This is a genomic window from Sphingomonas sp. RS2018, assembly GCF_054489605.1.
This window is the reverse complement of record NZ_JBTMWL010000004.1, coordinates 72571-94831: the sequence shown is the minus strand read 5'-3', so window position 1 is coordinate 94831 and position 22261 is coordinate 72571. Positions and strand designations below refer to the sequence as shown.

The 22261-nt window shown below is 68.7% G+C and carries 18 protein-coding genes; 4 read left to right on the top strand and 14 right to left on the bottom strand.

All coding sequences use genetic code 11. The features are described from left to right. Positions 1-31: 31 nt before the first annotated feature. From ACX40P_RS12865 to hflK, 4 genes are all read right to left on the bottom strand, one after another. Positions 32-1699, bottom strand: coding sequence for a helicase HerA-like domain-containing protein (locus ACX40P_RS12865; RefSeq protein WP_459126753.1), 1668 nt, complete (start codon positions 1697-1699; stop codon positions 32-34). 73 nt (positions 1700-1772) lie between these two features. Then, on the bottom strand, positions 1773-3329 hold the full coding sequence (locus tag ACX40P_RS12860; protein WP_459126752.1) for a Do family serine endopeptidase: 1557 nt from the start codon (positions 3327-3329) through the stop codon (positions 1773-1775). Positions 3330-3493: 164 nt separating this feature from the next. After that, positions 3494-4354 (bottom strand): protease modulator HflC, encoded by an 861-nt coding sequence (gene hflC, locus ACX40P_RS12855; RefSeq protein WP_459126751.1) that lies wholly within the window; start codon positions 4352-4354, stop codon positions 3494-3496. Continuing rightward, entirely contained in the window at positions 4351-5505 is a 1155-nt protein-coding gene (gene hflK / locus ACX40P_RS12850) for a protease modulator HflK (RefSeq protein WP_459126750.1), read from the bottom strand. The genes hflC and hflK overlap by 4 nt, the downstream gene beginning before the upstream one ends. Positions 5506-5576: 71 nt before the next feature. Here hflK and ACX40P_RS12845 point away from each other — a divergent pair, with 71 nt between their 5' ends. Together ACX40P_RS12845 and ACX40P_RS12840 are read left to right on the top strand one after the other, a co-directional pair. Continuing rightward, positions 5577-6524, top strand: a complete 948-nt coding sequence (locus ACX40P_RS12845; protein ID WP_459126749.1) for an Mrp/NBP35 family ATP-binding protein — start codon at positions 5577-5579, stop codon at positions 6522-6524. 1 nt (position 6525) lies between these two features. Continuing rightward, positions 6526-6966 carry a CoA-binding protein gene (locus ACX40P_RS12840; protein WP_459126748.1) on the top strand — a complete coding sequence of 147 codons (441 nt, stop codon included), beginning with the start codon at positions 6526-6528 and terminating at the stop codon, positions 6964-6966. Here the strand turns inward: ACX40P_RS12840 and ACX40P_RS12835 are convergent. From ACX40P_RS12835 to ACX40P_RS12825, 3 genes are read right to left on the bottom strand one after another with little or no spacing between them, the layout of a single operon-like run. Further along, a complete protein-coding gene (locus tag ACX40P_RS12835; RefSeq protein ID WP_459126747.1) occupies positions 6957-7238 on the bottom strand; it encodes a DUF1294 domain-containing protein in 282 nt (93 codons plus the stop codon). The two genes, ACX40P_RS12840 and ACX40P_RS12835, sit on opposite strands and share 10 nt — an antisense overlap. A 47-nt stretch (positions 7239-7285) precedes the next feature. Continuing rightward, on the bottom strand, positions 7286-8095 hold the full coding sequence (gene dapD / locus ACX40P_RS12830) for a 2,3,4,5-tetrahydropyridine-2,6-dicarboxylate N-succinyltransferase (RefSeq protein ID WP_459126746.1): 810 nt from the start codon (positions 8093-8095) through the stop codon (positions 7286-7288). Next, entirely contained in the window at positions 8092-8775 is a 684-nt protein-coding gene (locus ACX40P_RS12825; protein WP_459126745.1) for a pyrimidine 5'-nucleotidase, read from the bottom strand. The genes dapD and ACX40P_RS12825 overlap by 4 nt, the downstream gene beginning before the upstream one ends. Positions 8776-9022: 247 nt before the next feature. On the opposite strand from ACX40P_RS12825, the gene ACX40P_RS12820 reads away from it, so the two are divergent. Next, positions 9023-10012 (top strand): LLM class flavin-dependent oxidoreductase, encoded by a 990-nt coding sequence (locus ACX40P_RS12820; RefSeq protein WP_459126744.1) that lies wholly within the window; start codon positions 9023-9025, stop codon positions 10010-10012. A gap of 119 nt (positions 10013-10131) precedes the next feature. Here the strand turns inward: ACX40P_RS12820 and ACX40P_RS12815 are convergent, their stop codons facing one another. The 7 genes from ACX40P_RS12815 to ACX40P_RS12785 form a co-directional block, all read right to left on the bottom strand. Then, on the bottom strand, positions 10132-10887 hold the full coding sequence (locus tag ACX40P_RS12815) for a class I SAM-dependent methyltransferase (protein ID WP_459126743.1): 756 nt from the start codon (positions 10885-10887) through the stop codon (positions 10132-10134). After that, positions 10884-12011 carry a peptide chain release factor 2 gene (gene prfB, locus ACX40P_RS12810; protein WP_459126742.1) on the bottom strand — a complete coding sequence of 376 codons (1128 nt, stop codon included), beginning with the start codon at positions 12009-12011 and terminating at the stop codon, positions 10884-10886. The genes ACX40P_RS12815 and prfB overlap by 4 nt, the downstream gene beginning before the upstream one ends. Positions 12012-12042: 31 nt before the next feature. Further along, entirely contained in the window at positions 12043-14532 is a 2490-nt protein-coding gene (locus ACX40P_RS12805) for a penicillin-binding protein 1A (protein WP_459126741.1), read from the bottom strand. A 139-nt stretch (positions 14533-14671) separates the two neighbouring features. After that, entirely contained in the window at positions 14672-15961 is a 1290-nt protein-coding gene (locus tag ACX40P_RS12800) for a homoserine dehydrogenase (protein ID WP_459126740.1), read from the bottom strand. Positions 15962-16137: 176 nt separating this feature from the next. Then, positions 16138-17091, bottom strand: a complete 954-nt coding sequence (locus ACX40P_RS12795; RefSeq protein WP_459126922.1) for an isopenicillin N synthase family dioxygenase — start codon at positions 17089-17091, stop codon at positions 16138-16140. Between the two features lie 70 nt (positions 17092-17161). Then, complete coding sequence (locus ACX40P_RS12790; RefSeq protein ID WP_459126739.1) at positions 17162-18883, bottom strand: tetratricopeptide repeat protein; 1722 nt, start codon at positions 18881-18883, stop codon at positions 17162-17164. A gap of 94 nt (positions 18884-18977) precedes the next feature. Then, a complete protein-coding gene (locus tag ACX40P_RS12785) occupies positions 18978-19478 on the bottom strand; it encodes a hypothetical protein (RefSeq protein WP_459126738.1) in 501 nt (166 codons plus the stop codon). Between the two features lie 106 nt (positions 19479-19584). Here ACX40P_RS12785 and ppc point away from each other — a divergent pair, with 106 nt between their 5' ends. Continuing rightward, positions 19585-22260: a phosphoenolpyruvate carboxylase gene (ppc, locus tag ACX40P_RS12780; RefSeq protein ID WP_459126737.1), complete on the top strand. Its 2676-nt coding sequence runs from the start codon at positions 19585-19587 to the stop codon at positions 22258-22260. Position 22261: the final 1 nt, after the last annotated feature.

Sequence of the window (22261 nt, the reverse complement as noted above, 5' to 3'; positions counted from 1 at the left end):
CCTCTCCCGCAGGTGGGAGAGGGCTGGCCGATCACCCCCGGAACAACCCCCCCAGCACCCCGCGCACCAGCCCGCCCAGCAGACCCCCGCCCGCCGACGATCGCCCGCGGGTCTTCTTCCCCAGCACCGCGGCGGTCACCTCGTTTGCGATCACGCGGCCGACGGTGGAGCTGGCGGAGCGGGTGGCAGACGTGACCGCCTTGTTCCACGGGGAACTGGCCGCCTCGCGCTCGGCGGCGCGGGCAGCCTGGGCCTGCGCGCGGGCTTCGCGGTCGGCGGCCTTTTCGGCAGCCAAGCGATCGCGCTCGGCCTGTTTCGCCGCCTGCGCATCGGCCTTCGCCTGCTGCGCCGCCTGCTTGTCGGCCTCGGTCGCAGCCTTGGCGGCGGCGGCGGCGGCAGCGGCTTCGTTCGATTTCGCCGCCAGCAACTCCTCGGCGCTCTCGCGGTCGACCAGCGTGTCGTATTTCGCGCCGATCGCGTCGGTCTGGATCAGCACGCCGCGCTCGACCGGGGTCACCGGGCCGACGCGGGAGGAGGGCGGGCGGATCAGCGTGCGCTCGACCGGGGCGGGGGCGCCGTCGGGCTGGAGCAGGGAGACCAGCGCCTCGCCGACCTTCAGCTCGGTGATCGCGGTGGCGACGTCGACGCCGGGGTTGGCGCGGAACGTCTCGGCCGCCGAGCGAACGGCCTGCTGGTCGCGCGGGGTGAAGGCGTTCAGCTTGTGCTGGATGCGGTTGTTGAGCTGCGCGGCGACGGTGTCGGGGATGTCGATCGGGTTCTGCGTGATGAAATAGACGCCGACGCCCTTCGACCGGATCAGGCGGACGACCTGTTCGACTTTTTCCAGAAGCGCTCTCGGCGCACTGGAAAAAAGTAGATGCGCTTCGTCGAAAAAGAAGGCCAAAACCGGTTTGTCGGGATCGCCAATCTCCGGGAGCGTTTCGAACAACTCGGAAAGCATCCAGAGCAAAAACGTCGAATACAACTTGCCATTCGCCATCAGCTTGTCGGCGGCGAGGATGTTGACGATGCCGCGGCCGCGGTCGTCGGTGCCGATCATGTCCCTGAGGTCGAGCGCGGGTTCGCCGAAGAAATGCTCGCCGCCCTGGGCGCGCAGCTGGAGCAGTGCGCGCTGGATCGTGCCCACGCTCGCCTTCGACACATTGCCGTAGGTGACGGTGAGTTCGTCCGCGCGGTTCGCGCATTCGGCGAGCATCGCCTGCAGATCATCGAGGTCGAGGAGCAGCAGCCCGTCCTGATCGGCGACGTGGAAGGCGATGTTGAGCACCCCCTCCTGCACCTCGTTGAGATCGAGCAGGCGCGCGATCAGCAGCGGACCCATTTCCGACACGGTGGTGCGGATGGGATGGCCCTGTTCGCCGAACAGATCCCAGAACTGCACCGGTGTCTCGGCATAGGTCCAGTCGGTCAGCCCGATCTCGGCGGCGCGGGCGGCGAAGATGGCGTGGGTCTTCGACTGCGGCGATCCCGACATGGCGAGGCCGAACAGATCGCCCTTCACGTCCGCCACGAAACAGGCGACGCCCTCGCGCGAGAAGCCCTCGACGATACCCTGCAACGTCACGGTCTTGCCGGTGCCGGTCGCGCCCGCGATCAGGCCGTGACGATTGGCGCGGCGCAGGTGCAGCTCCTGTCGCACCCCCGCGGCGCTGGCACCGATGAAGATCGAGTCGGCCATGACGCAAAATCCCTCCCGTCGCATTGCGACGGGAGGGATAGCGCGAAACACGATGGCCCCGATAGGGTCGGTGTTATTTGATGCGGACGCCGATGAAACCGGCGGGGCCGCGGCCCCGCTGGACCAGCAGCAGCACCTGCGGCCGGCTCGCGGCCTTGGCGCGGGCGACCGCCGTGCTGAACTCCTGCGCAGTGCGGACGGGCGTGCCGTTCACCGCGCTGATGATGTCGCCGCGACGCAGCTTGCCAGACGCATCGCTGGACGATTCCACCGTGGCGATGACCACGCCCTGCGTTGCTGGATCGGCGCCGACCGCGCGGGCGATACCCGGCGTCAGCGGCTGCACCGTCATGCCGAGCGCGCTGCCGGCAGCAGCCGGTGCCGACGGCGTCGCGCTGTCGTCGTCGCCGCCGAAGCCGCCGCTGTCGTCGCCGCCACCGATCGTCGCGGCCAGCTGTTCCTCGCTGGGACGCGGGACCGGCGTGACGTTCACTGTCTGCGGACGACCTTCGCGCACGATGTCGAAGCGAGCCGCCGAGCCGGGCTTCACGTTCGCGACGAGGTACGACAGCGTCTGGTCGGGCGTCACCGCCTGATTGTTGATACGCACCACGACGTCGCCGGCGCGCAGGCCGGCCTTCGCCGCCGGACCACCCGGCGTGACGCCGGAGATCAGCTCGCCCTGACCCTTCGGCAGGCCGAGCGCCGCCGCCGCGTCGTCGTCGATCGAGCCGCCACCCGGCGGCAGCTGCACGCCGATATAGCCGCGGCTGAGCGTGCCGCCCTTCATGAAGGTCTCGATGATCGGGCGCGCTTCCTCGGCGGGGATGGCGAAGCCGATGCCGATGTTGCCGCCGGTCTGCGAGAAGATCTGCGAATTGATGCCGATGACGTTGCCGTTCAGGTCGAACATCGGGCCACCCGAATTGCCCTGGTTGATCGAGGCATCGGTCTGGATGAAGCGGTCATAGGCGCCGCCCTGACCGGTCACGCGGTGCGTGGCGGAGACGATGCCGGCGGTGACCGTGCCGCCGAGGCCGAACGGATTGCCGATCGCGACGACCCAGTCGCCGACGCGGGTCTTGCTGGAGTCGCCGAACTTCACGAACGGCAGGTTGGCGCCCTCGATCTTCAGCAGAGCGAGATCGGACTGCGTATCGCTGCCGATCACCTTGGCCGTATATTCCTTGCGGTCGGGCAGGGTTACCGTGATCGAATCGACCGTCGCGCCGCGCGCGCCGGGGCGGATGACGTGCGCGTTGGTGACGACATAGCCGTCCGCCGAGATGATGAAGCCCGAACCGAGCGACGCGCCCTCGCGCTTCACGGGCGGGGCGCCGGGCGCCGCACCCTGACCGCCGCCGAACAGGTCGCCGAACGGCGTGCCCGCGAAGGGATTGGTCTGCTGCTGCTGGACGATGGTCTGCTTGGTCGAGATGTTGACGACCGCGGGCTGCAGTTTGGCGACCATGTCGGCAAAGCTCATCGGCGCACCGGCGCGTGGCGCAGCGGCGGTAATCATGCCGGGTTCGTTCTGGGCGACCTGCGCGCCGGCGGGCGGCTGCAGGGCCACGGTCGCGGCGGTGCCGCCGAGGAGGAGGGCTGCGGTAAGGGCGTAGGCGTAACGCACGGTCGGTTCTGTCCTCTCAAGCTCTGTCGATGAGCATGGCCGGGGTAGGGCCGTTTTGCTGAACGCTCACTGAAGATGAATGGTTCTGCAGATACGTCGAAAGGTAGGAATGACCGCAAAGAAGCACAACGCCCTCCCCCCGCGGGAAGGGAGGGCGCGTGCTGCTAGCGTCCCTGGAATTCCTTCAGATACCCGTTCTGCGGGCTGAGGATGATCGACGTACCGCCGCGGCCCTGATCGGCAGCGCCGTCGGCGCCGAAGGTGTACCGGTACGACTGCATCGCGCGATAGAAGTCGTAGAAGGACGGATCCTTGCCGAAGCTGTCGGCATAGATCTTCGACGCGCCGGCATCGGCTTCGGCGCGGACGATCTGCGCGTTGCGCTGGCCCTGCGCGCGGATCGTCAGCGCCTGTTGCTGGCGGGCGGTGCGCATGCGGTTCAGCGCCGATTCCAGCGGCGTGCCGTCGGGCAGGTCGGCATGTTTGATGCGCACGTCGACGATCTGGACGCCGTACTGGCTGGCGAGACGCTGCAGCCGGGTCTGGATATTGTCCATCACCTCGCCGCGTTCGGGCGAGAGCAGCACCGCGAAGTCGCGCTTGCCGAGTTCGGCGCGCAGCGACGACGAGAACAGCGGCTGGAGCGCGTTGGTGACGCCCTCCTCCGTCCGCGCGGTGATGACCATCTTCAGCGGATCGACGATGCGGAAGCGGGCATAGGCGTCGACCGACAGGCGCAGCTGGTCGGTCGAGAGCACCTGCTGGTTGTCGAGATCGACGTCCAGCACGCGCTTGTCCACCCACACGATCTTGTCGATGAACGGGATGCGGGCGATGATGCCCGCGCCCGTGCGGCCGAAGTCCTGGCCGGCGACGTAGTTGTTGATCGGCCGGCCGACCGGCTGTTCGAACCGCAGGATCACCGCCTGCTTCGTCTCCGGCACGATCGCGAAGGTGCTGGCGAGCAGGATCAGCACGGCGAGCGCGACGATGCCCGCCGCCATCGGGTTGCGCAGCCAGGTCATTGGCCGCCCCCCTGCGTCGGTGCCTGCTGGACGGCGGGTGGCGTGGTCGTCGTCGCCTGCGGTTCGGTCAGCGGTTTGCGCACCTCGCCCAGCGGCAGGTACGGGGTCACGCCCGGCGCCTCGATGATCGTCTTGTTCGACTTGGCGAGCACCTGCTCCATCGTCTCGTAATACATGCGGCGGCGGGTCACTTCCGGTGCGAGCCTGTACTGTTCGTACATCTTGTCGAACTGCGCGGCCTCGCCCTGCGCGCGGGCGAGCACCTGCTGCGCATAGGCGCGGGCGTTGTTCAGATTGGCCTGCGCTTCCTGCTGGGACGCGCTGACCGCCTTGAAGTCGTCGTTCACCTGCGCGGGCGGATCGGCCTTGCTGATCGCCACGCCCTGAATGCGGACGCCCGAATTATAGTCGTCGAGCAGCTGCTGCGTACGCTCCTGCACGCGCGCCTCGATCACGGTGCGCCCGGCGCCGAGTGCCTGATCGAGCGTCACCGACGACACGACTTCGCGCATCGCGCTTTCGGACGCCGCGCGGACGGTCTCCTTGGGATCGCGGATCTGGAAGACGTAATCCTGCAGGTTCGCGATGTTCCAGCGGACGGCGTAGGCGAGATCGACGATGTTCTGGTCGCTGGTCAGCATCAGATTCTCGCCGTTGCCGCTGGCCGGGAAGGCCTCCGACCGGATGTTCTGCACATCCTCGGTCACCACCGAGTTGAACGGCGCGGGCAGCGTCATGCGGATGCCCGGCTCCAGCGTGCCGGCATATTTGCCGAAGAAAGTGACGACGCCGCGTTCCTGCGGGCTGACCGCGTGGAAGCTGGTGAAGACGATCCAGAGCGCCGCAATCAGCGCCGCACCGATCGCCCACAATTTGCCGCCGCCGAAATTGCCGGGCAGGCCGCCGAAGCCGCCGCCCTTGCCGCCGCCACCGCCGGATTTGGCGCGCTTCAGCAGTTCGTCGAGCGTGCTGGACGTACCGCGCGCAGGCTTGCCGCCCTCGGGCGGGAAGGCCCAGGGGTTGCGCGGGCCGCCGTCGCCGCCGCCGTTACCCGAATCCCCGCCGCCGCTGGGCTTGCCGCCCCACGGGCTCTTCGGGGGCTCGTTCCGCAGAACGCCCGCCGGGGAGCGCCATCCGTCCATCCATCTCATATCGGTGTGTATAGGTGCCTCCCCCGAGGAAAAACAGTGGCGGTGTCGCGGATGCGTCCTAAATCGCGTCGATGACCCCAGAACCGACGATACCGGGCCTTCCTGCCGGCGCGACCGCGCGCCTCGCCGATGGCCGCGCCAGCATCATCCTCGACGTGACCGGCCTGTCCCCCGCCGATGCCGATGCGCGCGAGGCCGAGGCGCGGGCGGCGGCGCTGGCAGTGGGTGCGACCGAGGTCCGGGTCGCGCGTACGGCGTCGCGCACGCAGCGCCGCCTGATCGCGGTGGCGAGCGGCAAGGGCGGCGTGGGCAAGTCGACCGTCTCGGCCAATCTCGCGGTCGCGTTGCACCGGAAGGGGCGGGCGGTCGGGCTGGTCGACGCCGACATCGCCGGCCCGTCGCAGCCGCGGCTGTTCGGGGTGGAGGGCGTGCGGCCCGAAGCGCGCGACAATCGCATGATCCCGGTGGCGACGCCCGAGGGCGTGCCGATTACCTCGATCGGCATGCTGGTGCCGCCGGGTCAGGCGATCGCGTGGCGCGGGCCGATGCTGGCGAACGCGCTGGGGCAGCAGTTGGATGCGCATTGGGGAGCGGCCGATCCGCTGATCCTCGACCTGCCGCCCGGCACCGGCGACGTGCAACTGACGATGATCCAGAAGCACCGCCCGGCCGGGGCCGTCATCGTCTCGACCCCGCAGGATCTGGCGCTGATCGACGCGACCCGCGCGATCGACCTGTTCGTGAAGGCGGGGGTGCCGATCATCGGCCTGATCGAGAACATGGCCGGTTACGCCTGCCCGCACTGCGGCGAGACGTCCGACCCGTTCGGATCGGGCGGGGCGGAGAGCGCGGCGGCGGGGCTGGGCATCCCCTTCCTCGGCCGCATCCCCTTGAGCATCGCGGTGCGCCGCGCCTCCGACGACGGCACGCCGCCGGCGGCGGGGAACGGTGCGGATGCCGCGGCGTTCGATGCGGTGGCGGAACGGGTCGCGGACTGGCTCGTCGCCAACGGAGGATAGGATGCCGCTGACCAGCGACGAGGATATCCGCGACCTGCTCGAGAACGCCCGGACGATCGCCGTCGTCGGCGCGTCGGACCGGCCGAACCGCCCGAGCTACGGCGTGATGCAGATGATGCAGGACCACGGCTATCGCACGATACCGGTCAATCCGCAGATCACCGGCGAACATGTCCACGGCGAATTCGTGTTCCGTGAGCTGTCGCAGCTGGGCGACCCGATCGACATCGTCGACATCTTTCGCCGCAGCGATGCAGCGGGCGATGTGGTCGACGAGGCGATCGCGATCGGGGCGAAGGCGGTGTGGATGCAGCTCGGCGTGGTGAACGACGCCGCCGCGGCGCGCGCGGAAGCGGCGGGGCTGAAGGTGGTGATGGATCGCTGCCCGGCGATCGAGATCCCGCGGTTGGGTATCGCGAAGATCGCGCCGTCTCAGGCGTAGGCGAGCGCGCTCCACGCCAGCCCGCCGCCGACGCCCGCCTGCACCATCGCGATCAGGGCGAGATGCGTCGAGAATGGCTGTTTGCGCGTCTTGTGCCGGAAATGGCGACGCGCGAGATAGGCGGCCGGCGTCCCACCCAAGAACGCCAGCTTCAGCAGGTCCGCCTCCGCGATGCGGCGCATGCCCGACTCCGCCCGCCGCTTGTCCGCACCGAAACAGGCAAAGGTCACGGCATTGAGCAGCAGCAGGGCAAGGACGATCGCGCCGATCATGCCAAGGTTTCTAGCGACCGATCGTTACCGAAGCCCTTCGCTCTCGCTCAATCCCGCAGCAGTTCGTTGATGCCCGTCTTCGATCGCGTCTGCGCGTCCACCGTCTTCACGATCACCGCGCAATAGAGGTTGGGGCCGGTGCCGCTGGCCGAGGGTGCGCTGCCCGGTACGACCACGGCATAGGGCGGCACCTCGCCGCGATATTCCTTGCCGCTCGCGCGGTCGATGATGCGGGTCGAGGCGCCGAGGTAAACGCCCATCGACAGCACCGCGCCCTCGCCGACGCGGACGCCCTCCGCGACCTCGGCGCGCGCGCCGATGAAGGCGCCGTCGCCGACGATGACCGGATCGGCCTGCAACGGCTCCAGCACGCCGCCGATGCCCGCGCCGCCCGAGAGATGGACATTGCGCCCGATCTGCGCGCAACTGCCGACCGTCGCCCAGGTGTCGACCATCGTGCCCTCACCGACATGGGCGCCGATGTTGACGAAGCTCGGCATCAGCACGCAGTTCCGGCCGATGAAGGCGCCGCGGCGCACCACCGCGCCCGGCACCGCGCGGAAGCCGGCGGTGCGGAAGGCCGCATCGTCCCAGTCGGCGAACTTCAGCGGAACCTTGTCGAAATAGCCGCCGGGCATCACCGCATTGTCGTTCAGTCGGAACGACAGCAGCACCGCCTTCTTCAGCCACTGATTGACGCGCCACGTCTCGCCGTCCGGCTCCGCCACGCGCGCCTCGCCTGCATCCAGCAGCGCAAGCGCCGCGTCCACCGCGTCGCGCACCGCGCCGGTGGTCGCGGTCGACAGGCTGGCGCGATCGTCCCACGCGGCGTCGATGATGGTCTGCAGGTCGGTCACGGTGCGTCTCCAAGCAAATCGGCCAGCCAGCCGGTCAGGTCGGCGGTCGTATAGTCGATGAAATCGCCGGCACCATGCCCGCCGCGCTCATGTCCTCCCTGGGCGGTGCCGCCATCGATCCACAATGTCGTCATGCCGATCGCCTTCGCCGGCGCGAGGTTGCGGATCATGTCGTCGGCGAAGAAGGCGCGCGCGGGCGCGATGTCGTGCGCCGCGCACAGCCCGGCATAGGCGGACGGCGCGGGTTTGGGCAGCATGTGCATCGCGTGGATGTCGTGAATGCCCTCGAAACTGTCGCCCAGCCCCAGCCGGCCGAGCACGCGCTGCGCATAGGGCAGGTCGCCGTTGGTGAAGACCAGCTTGCGCCCCGGTAACCGCGCAACCAGCGCGGCGAGCGGGGCATTGTGCTCCAGCACGTCCATCTCGACGTCGTGGACATGCTCAAGGAAGGCGCGAGCATCGACGTCGTGGTTCGCGACCAGCCCGGCGACGGTCGTCCCGTGTTCATGGAACCAGCGTTCGCGCAACACCCCGGCCTCCGCGCGCGACAGGCCGGTCAGCGTCTCGATATAGGTGGTCATCCGCTGCTCGACCTCGACGAACAGGTTCGAGCTGGCCGGATAGAGCGTGTTGTCCAGATCGAAGATCCAGGCGTCGATATGGGCGAGATCGGTGCGCATCGCGGGTGCGCTTAGGGGAGGGTGCGGCAGAAGGGAAGGTTCTCGCGGGCGTTCAAAGCAACCGTCAACCCGGACCTGTTCCGGGGTCCACCATGCCGTCCGCGTCGTGCGCGATTATCACCGTCACCGCTCGCCGCGCGGTGGACCCCGGAACAAGTCCGGGGTGACGTTTGGGGTCGGGCAGGCTGCCGACCACCCAAGCTTTTCTTTTCTGGCAGGCTCGGCGCGCCTTCCTACATCCCGTTGCATGACCCCATATTCGTTCCTCGACCTCGTCCCCGTCCTCGAAGGCGGCACCGTCGGCGATGCGCTCACCAATGCCGCGGCGCTGGCCGCGCATGCCGAGGCGCTCGGCTTCACCCGCTATTGGGTCGCCGAACATCACGGCATGCCCGGTATTGCCAGCGCGGCGACGGCGCTCGTCATCGGCCATATCGCCGCCGCGACCTCGACGATGCGGGTCGGGGCGGGCGGCATTATGCTGCCCAACCACGCTCCGCTGGTGATCGCCGAACAGTTCGGCACGCTCGACGCGCTTCACCCCGGGCGGATCGACCTGGGTCTCGGCCGCGCGCCGGGGTCCGACCAGCGCGTCGCGCATGCGATGCGGCGCTCGCTGGAGACTTCACCCGACGCCTTCCCGCAGGACGTCGTCGAGTTGCAGAGCCTGTTCGCCGACGACGGGCGCACCGGCATCCACGCGACGCCGGGCGGCGGCGCGAACGTCGCGCTGTGGGTGCTGGGGTCGAGCACCTATGGCGCGCAGCTCGCGGCGATGCTCGGCCTGCCCTACGCGTTCGCGTCGCACTTCGCGCCGGCGTCGCTCGATGCCGCTGCCGCGATCTACCGGCGCGACTTCCGCCCCTCGGCGGTGCTCGACAAGCCACACTTCATGCCCGCCTACAACGTCATTGCGGCGGACACGGACGAGGAAGCGCAGCTGCTCGCCACGTCGCAGCAGCAGGCATTCGTCGCGATCCGCACCACCGGCACCGGCATCCGCCTGCCGCCACCCAAGCCGGGCTATCGCGAGACGTTGCCCCCCAACGCCGCGGCGATGCTCGACGGCGTGCTCGAATGCACTGCGGTCGGCACGCCGGACACCGTCGCGCGCGGCATCGCCGCCTTCATCGCGCGGACGGGGGCGGACGAGATCATCCTGACGAGTTCGATCTACGACTTCGCGGCACGCAAGCGCAGCCTGACGCTGACCGCGGAGGCGATGCGGGCGGTATAGGGCGGCGACGCCCGTTCTTCTGACCATCGTGCTCCCGCGCAGGCGGGAGCCCAGAGTCTCACGCGTCCCCCTTCGTAACCCTGGGCTCCCGCCTTCGCGGGAGCACGGGCCCGATAGACCTAACTGCCCGAATGCGCGCCCGTCGCCGTAGCGACCGGCGCGGGCGCGGTGCGGCAGGGGATGATCGCTTCGGGGGCGGGGCGCTCCCCCTTCGGCCGGAACAGCGCGATATAGCCGCCGGCGGACGGCATCGCCTCCTGCGCGACGCGCTCGTATCCGACCGCGGCGAATTCGCAGGCCAGCAGCGCGGGCGGCGTGCCGTGGTTCTGCGTGCTGCGGTTGGCATCCACCACGACGACCAGCCCGTCGGGCCGGAGCGACGGGCGCAGGTGCCACAGGAACTCGTAGGGTTCCGCGATCTCGTGATACATGTGGACCATCAGCACACGATCGAAGCTGTTCGCCGGCAGCTTCGGATCGTCGGCCTCGCCCAGCCGGACGCTGACGTTCTTCAACTGCTCGCGCGCGACGCGGCTGGCGAGCGCGTCGCGGACGTCGGGCACGATGTCCTCGGCGAGCACACGGCCCTTCGGTCCGACCCGGCTGGCGAGGCGGATGGTGTAATAGCCTTCGCCCGCGCCGATATCGGCGATCGTCATGCCGGGGGCAATGCGCGCGCGGTTCATCACCGCCTCAGCCTCGTTCAGCCGGTCGCGCGCTTCTTCCGTCGACCAGCGCGCCGACACGATCTTCGCGACCGGCCGGTCGGCGGCGGGAAAGCGCGACCCTTCGTCATGCTTGTTGCCCAGCCGCACCGGCTCGCCCGAACAGGCGGCGAGCAACAGGCCGGACAGGATGGCCGCCCGCCCGATCAATCGACGTCCTCCACCTCGACCGCCTCGCCGGTCACGCGCTGCGACAGCGCCGCCGCCATGAACGCGTCGAGATCGCCGTCCAGCACGTCGCCGGGTGCGGTCGAGGTCACACCGGTGCGCAGGTCCTTAACCAGCTGATACGGCTGCAGCACGTACGACCGGATCTGGTGGCCCCAGCCGATGTCGGTCTTCGTCGCGTTCTCGGCGTTGGCGATCGCCTCGCGCTCCGCCAGTTCGCGCTCGTACAGGCGCGCGCGCAGCTGGTTGAAGGCCTCGGCCTTGTTCTTGTGCTGCGATCGCTGGTTCTGGCACTGCACGACGATGCCGGTCGGCAGATGGGTGATGCGCACCGCCGAGTCGGTGGTATTGATGTGCTGTCCGCCAGCACCCGATGCGCGATAGGTGTCGATGCGCAGGTCGGCGTCGTTCACCTCGACCTGGATATCGTCGTCGATGACCGGATAGACCCAGACGCTGGCGAAGCTGGTGTGCCGCCGCGCCGCGCTGTCGTACGGGCTGATGCGCACCAGCCGATGCACGCCGCTCTCGGTCTTCGCATAGCCATAGGCGTTCTCGCCCTTCAGCAGCAGCGTCGCCGACTTGATGCCGGCCTGTTCGCCGGAATGCTGGTCGATCAGCTCCACCTTCATGCCGTGGCGTTCGGCCCAGCGGGTGTACATGCGGCTGAGCATGCCGGCCCAGTCCTGGCTTTCGGTGCCGCCCGCACCCGCGTTCACCTCGACATAGGTGTCGTTCGCGTCGGCCTCACCCGCCAGCAGCGCCTTGATCTTGTCGCTGTCGGCGCGTTTCGCGAGCGTTCCCAGGCTGGCGACCGCCTCGGTCTCCATCTCGGTATCGCCCTCCGCCTCGGCCATTTCGATCAGCTCGACGGTGTCGGAAAGCTCGCTCTCGATCGCGCGGGTGGCGGTGATCGCCTCATCCAGCCGGCGGCGTTCGCGCATCACATCCTGCGCGGCCTTGGGATCGCTCCACAGCGCCTGATCCTCGACGCGCGCGTTCAGTTCGTCCAGCCGCCGCAGCGCCTGGTCCCAGTTGAGGAAGCGGCGCAGCAGCGCGAGCGCATCCTTGATCGTGTCGACATGTGCCTGCGCTTCGGCGCGCATAAGATAATACCTTCAGACGTATCCGGACGCCCTAATAGATTCCGCCCTCGCGCTGCAAGAAATCGCTGTCGCGTGGGCGGTCGTCGTGGGCGGCGCGGGTCTCGTTCGCCTTGGGCAGGGCATCGTCGGCGGCGGTGCGGCGGGCGCGGCGCGGCTCGCTCTGCGGCTTGAACGCTTCCCAGATCACCGCCGCCTTGGGATCGGTGTCGGTCGGGAAGGTGCCGAACACGGGCTTGCCGCTCGTGCGATCGATACGCACCATGCGGATACCCGGCGGCGCGCGGAAGGGCAGGACGGGGAGGCCCGCGAACGCCTTCTCGGCGAACTGCTTGAAGATGGGCGCGGCGAAGGTGCCGCCCTGCACCGCGCCGCCCAGGTTCCGCGGCGTGTCGTAGCCGATGTAGACCCCGCCCACCATCTGCGGGATGCCGCCGACGAACCACACGTCGGTGGGACCCGTCGTCGTGCCGGTCTTGCCCATGATCGGGCGGTTCAGATCGCGCAGCACGGTCGCGGTGCCGCGCTGGATGACGCCTTCGGTGATGTGCACCATCTGATATGCGGTCATCGCATCGATCGCCTGACGCCAGCGGATGCTGGGCCGCGGCATCGCACCGCCATTCCAGTCGGCGGCGTTGCAGCGGTTGCAGGCACGCCAGTTCTGCGGCCAGATCACCTTGCCGCGGCGATCCTGCACATAGTCGATCAGCGTCGGCTGCATCGCCCGGCCATGGTTCACCAGCATCGCATAGGCGTTGACCATGCGGCTGACCGTCGTCTCGCCCGCGCCCAGCGCATAGGAGAGATAGGGCGGGAACTTGTTCGTCGAGAGCCCAAGCCGCTGGATGTAATCGACCACCGCCGGCATGCCGACCGTGGCGGCGGTGCGCACCGTCATCAGGTTGCGCGACTGTTCGATGCCCCAGCGCATCGTGCGCGGTCCGGCGGCGCGCATGTTGCCGAAATTGCGGAAGCATTTGTTGCCCAGCCGCGCGCCCTGGAACACGCAGAACGGGCCGTCGACGACGATCGACGCGGGCGTCATGCCGTTGCCGAGTGCTGCGGAATAGACGATCGGCTTGATGGTCGAACCCGGCTGGCGCATCGCCTGCGTCGCGCGATTGAAGCTGCCGAGGCGGCTGTCGAACCCGCCCTGCATGGCGAGCACGCGGCCGGTCGCCGGTTCCTCGACCACGAACGCGCCCGACACCTTCGGCACGCTGCGCAGTGCCCAGTCGTCGCCCGATGGCGCGACGGCGATGATGTCGCCGGCCTTCAGCGCGGCGAAAGCGGTGCCGCCGACACCGCGCACCGGCATCTGTGCCGCCCAGCGCGGCAGGCGGGCGGTGCGGCCGTCGGTGAAACCGATCTCGGCGGCATCCGACGCCTTCGACGCGACGATGGCGATGCGCCAGTCCTTGTAATCCACGCCGAGCCCGGCCGTCACCAGCTGACGCTGCCAGCCGCCGTCGTCGATGTCGCGGTGCTCGATCGCGCCCGACCATGCGCCGGTGCCGGCATAGCGCAACAGGCCCGATCGCAGCGCGTCCTGCGCATATTCCTGCAGGCGCTCGTCGAACGAAGTGTGGACCCACAGCCCGCCCGAATAGACGCTGTGCGGACCGTCCTTCTCGCCGAAGCGGTCGATCAGCTGGCGACGGACCTCTTCGACGAAATAGCCCGCGCTGCGCTGGATCGGGGTGCTGCGGCGCGGCGCGGTGCCGAGCGGCTGGGCGACCGCGCCCTGATACTGCGCCTGGGTGATGAATTCGTTGCGCAGCATCTCGCCCAGCACCCAGTTGCGCCGGCCGATCGCGCGGTCGTAGTTGCGCTCGGGCGAATAGTTGGACGGCCCCTTGGGCAGGATCGCCAGATACGCGAGCTGCGCCAGCGACAGTTCGTCCAGCTCCTTGTCAAAATAGGCGTGGGCGGCGGCCTCCACCCCGGCGGCGTTGCGGCCGAGTTCGATCTGGTTGAGATAGAGTTCGAGAATCTGCGGTTTCGTCAGCGCATTCTCGATCTTGTAGGCGAGCAGCGCCTCGCGCGCTTTGCGGACATAGCTGACCTCGTTGCCGACGAGCAGGTTCTTCGCCACCTGCTGCGTGATCGTCGAGGCGCCGACCGGGCGCTTGTCGCTCTTCAGATTGGTGATGATCGCACCGACGATGCCGGGATAGTCGACCCCGTGGTGCTCGAAGAACGTGCGGTCCTCGGCGGCGAGGAACGCCTTCACCAGCAAGGGCGGATATTCGGGATAGCTGAGTTCCACGCGCCGCAGCCGCGCGAAGCTGTGCATCGGCATGCCGTCGCCTGCGCGCACGTTGGTCGGCAGCGGTGGCTCGTACGCGCGCAGCTTCTCGACCGACGGCAGGTCGCGGGCGACCGCCAGCCACAGCGCGACGAGGCCGAGCAGGCCGATACCGGCGAGATAGGCGAGGATCCGCACCCACCGCCGCCCCCAGCTACGCCGGACGAAGCCGGGGCCGCGGGGGGCTGCTGGGATCGGGTGCGCGTCGGACATCGCGGCGGTTTCTAGCCGCAGGCGCGGGACTTGAGAAGCGGGATGCGGTCACCCGACCGTTCGTGCTGAGCGAAGTCGAAACACCTTGCGGACAGCAGGCGTTCGACTTCGCTCAGGCCGAACGGTGCGTTTTCGCGCCTCACCCCAGAATATGCATCCACATCGGCTCGCCCGAAAGGCTCTGCGATCCGCGCAGCTTCTCCAGCGCGGCGGCGACGCAGCGTTCCGGCCCCTCGTGCGTGACGATCGCCACCAGCACATGACCGTCGGCGTTGGCGCCGCGCTGGATCAGGCTTTCGATCGAGACGCCGGCGTCGCGCATCGCCGCGGCGATTTCGGCCAGGACGCCCACGCGATCCACCACCGCGAAGCGCAGGTACGCGCGGCCACGGCGCTCGCCCGCGTCGGCGGCCGGCGGCGTCGTCAGGGCGGCAGCGGGCATCGCATAGGGCGGGCCATATTCGCCGCGCGCGATGTCGATCAGGTCGGCGACGACGGCGCTGGCGGTCGGGCCGTCGCCAGCGCCGCGCCCCTGGAAGAACAGCCGTCCGACGAAATTGCCGTCCGCGACGACGGCGTTAAGCGATCCGGTGGTGGTCGCGAGCGGATGGTCCGTGGGCACGAGGTGCGGGTGGACACGCTGGAACAGGCCGTGCGCATCCGCCTCCGCCACGCCGACCAGCCGGATGCGATAGCCGAGCGACGCCGCCTCGGCGATGTCGGCGCCCAGCACATGCCGGATGCCAGTCACCGCGACATCGCTGAACGCGGGCGTGGTGCCGAACGCGACGCTGGCGAGGATCGACAGCTTGTGCGCGGCATCGACGCCGTCGATGTCGAAGCTGGGGTCCGCCTCGGCATAGCCCAGCGCCTGCGCCTCGGCGAGCACTTCGGCGAAGTCGCGGCCTTCCGCCTCCATCTTCGACAGGATGAAATTGCAGGTGCCGTTGAGGATGCCGTAGACCCGGTCGATCGCATTGGCCGCCGCGCCCTCGCGCAGCCCCTTGATGACCGGCACGCCGCCTGCCACCGCCGCCTCGAACTTCAGCGCGACGCCATGCGCCTCGGCCGCCTGCGCCAGCTCCAGCCCGTGGTGCGCGATCATCGCCTTGTTCGCGGTCACGAACGCCTTGCCCGCGCCGATCGTGCGGCGCGCAAGGGTGAGCGCGGGGCCATCCGATCCGCCGATCAGTTCGACGACGACGTCGACATTCGGGTGTCCGGCAAGCTCGGTCGTGTCGTCGATCCAGTCGAAGCGCGAGAGGTCGACGCCGCGATCCTTCGCCCGGTCGCGCGCCGACACCGCGACGACCTCGATCGCGCGGCCGGCGCGCCGCTCGATCAGGTCGCGGTTGGCATCCAGCAGGCGAACGACACCGCCGCCCACGGTGCCCAGGCCAGCGAGTGCGATCTTCAGAGCTTCGGCCACGTCATAGTCCCCACCAATCGAGCGCGGCAGCGCGTAGCGGCGAAAGGGGTGTGGGGACAAGTCGGTGCTTCACAAAACCCCGTGCTCCCGCGCAGGCGGGAGCCCAGGGTAACGGACGATGACGCTCGTGGCCCTGGGCTCCCGCCTGCGCGAAAGCACGGGGCGGATGACGAAAACTACGCCTTGATAAGTCCGATCTCGACCAGCCGCTGGTGCAGATAGTCGTTGCTGCTGATCGGCTCCGGATAACGGTTCGGCCGGTCGGCGCTGATCGTGCCCGGCAGCGTCTCGATCACGAAATCGGGCGCGGGGTGCAGGAAATAGGGCATCGAATAGCGCGAGAAGCCGCGGCGTTCGGGCGCCGGATTGACTACGCGGTGGGTGGTGGAGGGCAGCACGTGGTTGGTCAGCCGCTGCAGCATGTCGCCGACGTTGACCACCATCGCGCCCTCGGGCGGCTTGACCGGCAACCAGCTACCGTTCTTCTCCAGCAGTTCGAGCCCGGCTTCCTCGGCGCCAAGCAGCAGCGTGATGAGGTTGATGTCCTCATGCGCGCCGGCGCGCACTTCGGGGGCATCGGCGGGGACGGGCGGATAGTGCAGCAGGCGCAGCACCGAATTGCCGTCGTCCACGGCATGTTCGAACCAGTTGGGGGCGAGACCCAGATGGATCGCGATCGCCGACAGCAGACGCAGGCCCGCGGCATCGAGCGCGGCGAACAGTTCGAGGAACGTCTCGCGAAACCCCTCGGGCCGGTCGGGCCAGACGTTGGGCGCCATGTCCTTCTCGAACCGGTGGCCCTGCGCCAGCTCGCGCCCGACGTGCCAGAATTCCTTCAGGTCGACATGCGTCGCGCCCTTGGCGATCTCGGTCTTGAACGGGGTATAGCCACGCGCACCACCGCCGCCCGCCTTGAAATAGGCGCGCTTCTCCTCCTCGGGCAGATCGAAGAACGCCTTGGTCATCGCCCAGGCGCGCGCCACGACGGCATCCGGCACGCCGTGGTTCTTCACCATCGCGAAGCCGAAGCGCTCGAACGAAACGCCGAGATCGGCGGCGAAACCCGCCAGATCGTCGCCCTGCGCGCCCATGTCGAGCAGCGGAACCTGGGCCTGGGAAGTGTCGAGCATCACGCGAGTCCTGATCGTATCCAAAGCAACGACATAGGCGGTTCCGCGCGATGCCGCCAGTTCGACCGCGTCAGCAGATCGGCGCATGTCCATATTCGATCGCGCGCGACATGCATTCGGTGCGCTTGCTCTCACGTTTGCGAAATTCTTCCTCGTCGCGGTATCGCTTCGCCTCGCCATCGCGCGCCGCCACGCGAACGCCGGATGCATCCGACGCGATCGACTCGTCGAGACCGTTCGAGAACCAGCCGGCGCGGGTCTTCACATAGTCGTAGGTCCAGCGGGTCGTGAAATCCGGGACGAGCACGGACGTGAATTGTCCGAACAGGCTGTCCTCCGCCGGGCGCTGCACCACCGTGAGGTCGTAGGAGCATCGCACGACGCCGCCGCCGCGCGGCGTGCAACTGAGGTTCGCGAGCGAGCGGCGGCGATAATAGGCGATGCCGCCGAAAGGCGAGGGCACGGCATGCTCCCCCGGCGTCGAGGTCAGGCTGCCCCCCTGATATTTCACGTTGGCGGCGGCGTGGGCTTTCAGGATGTCGGTGGCGGACGGCACGGCGCCGCTGACCGCCGCGGTGCGGGCAGCGACGGGTGTCGCGCGCGGGGCGACCGGCGTCGGTCGCCGGATGGGAGTGGGAGGTAAGGTCGCGACCGACCGTCGCTCCGGCGCGACGGCCGGCTTTGCAGCCAGTTGCTGGGCATCAAGACGTGCGATCGACTGCGCCGCCTGAGCATGGCCGGCCGACTGCGCCTTGAGAAAATAGGTTCGCGCCAATCCGGCTCTTCCGTCCGTCATGTGAACGAGGGCCAGATTGAAAAAGGCGTCTGCCAGCATGTCCGGTTGCGTGCGTGGGTCTTCGATCACTCTGCCGTACAATGTCGCCGCGATCGCCCGGTACTGCGTTGTCGCGTTTTCGTCGCTCTGGAGCGGATAGGCGAGTGCGAACCGCGCCTGCGGAGCGCCGGTGTCGGCGATCAGGCTGTTCAGCTTCAGCGCCGCGGCGCTCGGATCGGCTGGCGTCCCGACGCCCTTCCACAACCGCCCGGCGTAAGCGAGCGTCGCATCGAAGTGACCCGCGTCGGCGGCTTTCTTGATCCAGAGCGTGGATTGCGGAACATCGCGCAGGTCGCCGGCAATCTCCTTCACGGCCATCCACTTGCCGAACCAGTACATCCCCTCGACGCTGCCGAATTCGGCAGCGCGGCGCATGGTCGCATAGGCGGCGGATACGTTCTTTTCGGTTCCGTTGCCGTTGAACTGGCACACGGCGAGTTGATACAGTCCTTCGGGGTTATCGAAGGTGGCGGCGCGGCCAAACAAGTCGACCGCTGCGACCTGGTCCTTGGCGACCCCGTCCCCGTTGACCAGGTGGAAACCCGCCAATACCATCGCTTGCACCTGACCCAGCTCGGCCGCTCTGGCGAACCACCGATACGCCCGTGCGCTGTCTTTCGCGGTACCGTTTCCAGCAGACGTTAACGTACCCAGGACGACCATTGCGCGTGGTACGCCCGCCTCCGCCGCTGCCGTCGCATAGGCATGCGCGGCGGCGTAATCCGGCGCCCCCCATGTCGACGTCGCCAAGGCGCCCGCGGCGATGGCCATCGCCTCGACGTCGCCGGCCTTCGCCGCGCGCTCGATCTCAGCGCGCCGCTCTCCGGCGCGCAGTTTCGCCCGGAAGGCGTCCCCCGGCAGCACGAGCCAGTCGGCAGCAGACAGGCCCCAGTGTCGCTCCTGCGCACTCACCGGCGCCGTCCACACGATGCTCGCCCCGACCGCTGTCGCGATCACGCTCTTCAAACAGCCCATCCGATGTCCCCCCGCACCCCCGTGCGGCCATCGAGTTATACGACGATGCAAGGGGCGGCAAGGAGCGTCGGACGCCTTACCCCCCGATCGACAACTCGCTTTCGCTCTTGCCGTCACCTGCGGGCTTGGTCGTCAGGCGGAACGGCTTGCCCTCGTCGGTGGTGCCGGTCAGGTCGTCGCCGCTGGCTTTCAGCGTGAAGCCTTCCGCGGCCAGCTTGCCCTGGAACCATTCGCGCACGCCCGCGGTGCCGGTCGGGCTGGTGAAGCGCACGTTGACGCGGCCGTCGTTGCCTTCGCCCTTGTCGCCGGCGATGTTCATCGAGGAGATCGTCGATCCGGTCGGCAGGCCGACGCCGTTGATGTCGAAATCGTCGGCATCCAGCTTGATCTTGGGCAGGTCGATCGACGCCTTGAACCCCGGCGTGTCGATCGAGACGCGGCCGTCCTTGCCCATGCCGGCGGCAAAGTTGCTGCCGTTGCCGCCGTTGATGGCGATCGTCGTGCCGTCGGCGGTATCGTCGCCGCCACCGCAGGCGGTGAGCAGCAGGGCGGGCAGGGCTATCGCGAGCAGGCGCATGGATCATCTCCTGTATTAGTCTGGTAATACAGCTAATCCTCGCCTTCGGGCACGTCAATCTTTTCTGCGGTTGACCGTGTCGTACGCCGCGGTGCAGCATTCGGTCATGGCCAGCCTTCCCCCCATCGCGAACAATCCCGACGTCCGTTTTCTCGGCAAACTGCTGGGCGACGTCATCCGCAGTTATGACGGGGACACGCTGTTCAAGCGGATCGAATATATCCGCGCCGCCTCGGTCGATCGTGCGCGCGGCGTCGCGGGGGCGGAGGCGATCGACACCGGGCTCGACCGGCTGACGCTGGACGAGACGCTCGATTTCACGCGCGGCTTCATGCTGTTCTCGATGCTCGCCAACCTCGCCGAGGACCGGCAGGGCGTCGCGGCGGAGGATGGCGCCGACGTCGCCCATGCGCTGTCGCGGCTGGATGCGGAGGGCGTCGGGCGCGACGCGGTGATGGCGCTGCTCGACGGTGCGCTGATCGCGCCGGTGCTGACCGCGCACCCGACCGAGGTGCGGCGCAAGTCGATGATCGACCACCGCAACCGCATCGCCGACCTGATGGCGCTGCGCGACCGCAGCCTGGAAGAGACGGCGGACGGCGACCGCATCGACGACGCCATCCTGCGTCAGATCGCGCTACTCTGGCAGACGCGCGTGCTGCGCCGGGAGCGGCTGTACGTTGCCGACGAGGTGGAGACGGCGCTCAGCTATCTGCGCGACGTGTTCCTGCCGGCGCTCCCCGCGCTCTACGCGCGCTGGGACCGGTTGCTGGGCGAGCGCGTGCCGTCGTTCCTGCGGCCGGGCACGTGGATCGGTGGGGATCGCGACGGCAATCCCTTCGTCACCGCCGACAGCCTGGCGCTGGCGCTGGGCCGCGCCGCCGAAGCGGTGCTCGGCTATTATCTCGATGCGGTGCATGCGCTCGGCGCCGAGCTGTCGATCTCGACCGAGCATGTGAAGGTGGCCGACGGCGTGCTGTCGCTGGCGATCATGAGCGGCGACGATGCGCCGACCCGCGCCGACGAACCCTATCGCCGCGCGCTGTCGGGCATCTATGCGCGCCTTGCCGCGACGCACCAGTCGCTGGTCGGCAAGCCCGCGCCGCGACCCGGTCCGCTGACCGGCAAGCGCTATGCCGATCCGTCCGAACTGCGCCGCGATCTCGTCGCCATCGCCCATGCGCTGGAGGTCGACGATAACGGCCCAATGGCGAGCGGCGGTGCGCTTGGCCGGCTGATTCGCGCGGTCGAGACGTTCGGCTTCCACCTCGCGACGCTCGACCTGCGCCAGAACAGCGCGGTGCACGAACGCGTCGTCGCGGAGCTGCTGAAGGCCGGCGGCGTCGAGGCGGATTATGCAGCGCTGGACGAGGATGCACGCGTCGCGCTGCTGCGCCGCGAACTGGCGAGCCCGCGCCCGCTGACCAGCGCCTACGCCACCTATTCCGAAGAAACCGCGTCCGAACTCGCGATCGTCCGCGCCGCGGCGGAAGCGCATCGCAAGTACGGGCGGGCGGCGATCGTCAACTACATCGTCTCGATGGCGCAGTCGGTGTCCGATCTGCTGGAAGTCCATCTGCTGCTGAAGGAAGCGGGCCTCTACCGCCCCGGAGAAACGCCACAGGCCGACATCATGGCGATCCCGCTGTTCGAGACGATCGCCGATCTCGACGAAGCCCCGGCGATCATGGCCGACTGGCTCGCCCTGCCCGAAGTCGCCGCCATCGCCGCCGCGCGCGGCGTGCAGGAGGTGATGATCGGCTATTCGGACAGCAACAAGGACGGCGGCTATCTCACCTCCACTTGGGGTCTGTCGAAGGGGTCGGCGGCGCTCGCGCCGGTGTTCGAGGCGGCGGGCGTGCGGATGCAGCTGTTCCACGGGCGCGGCGGCGCGGTCGGGCGCGGTGGCGGCTCGGCGTTCCAGGCGATCCAGGCACAGCCACCCGGCACCGTGCAGGGCCGCATCCGCATCACCGAACAGGGCGAGGTGATCGCCGCCAAATACGGCACCCGCGCCAGCGCGACGACCAATCTGGAGGCGATGACCGCGGCGACCCTGCTCGCCAGCCTCGCGCCCGCCGACCTGCCCGAGCGCGACCGCACCCGCTTCCACGCGGCGATGGATACGCTCAGCGACAGCGCCTTCGCCGCGTACCGCGACCTGGTCTACGGCACCGATGGCTTCCGCACCTTCTTCCGCCAGGCGACGCCGATCGCCGAGATCGCCGGGCTGAAGATCGGATCGCGCCCCGCCAGCCGCAAGAAATCCGACGCGATCGAGGATCTGCGCGCCATCCCCTGGGTGTTCAGCTGGGCGCAGGCGCGCATCATGCTGCCCGGTTGGTATGGCGTCGGACAGGCGATCGACAGTTTCGCGGACAAGGGGCTGCTGCGCGAAATGGCGACCGCCTGGCCGCTGTTCGCCTCGACGCTCGCCAACCTCGAACAGGTGCTGGCGAAATCCGATATGGGAATCGCCGCGCGCTATGCCGCGCTGGTCGAGGATCGCGGCCTCGCCGACACCGTCTTCGGCCGGATCGCGGACGGCTGGCAGCTCACGCACGACGGCCTGCTCGACGTGACCGCGCAAGCCCGGTTGCTCGAAAAGCATTCCGCGCTGGAAGCCTCGATCCGGTTGCGGCTGCCCTATATCGAGCCGCTGAACCTCTTGCAGATCGAACTGCTCAAGCGCCATCGTGCCGGCGAAACCGACGAGCGGATCGGCGAGGGCATCCTGCTGTCGATCAACGCGATCGCGACGGCGCTGCGCAATTCGGGGTAGG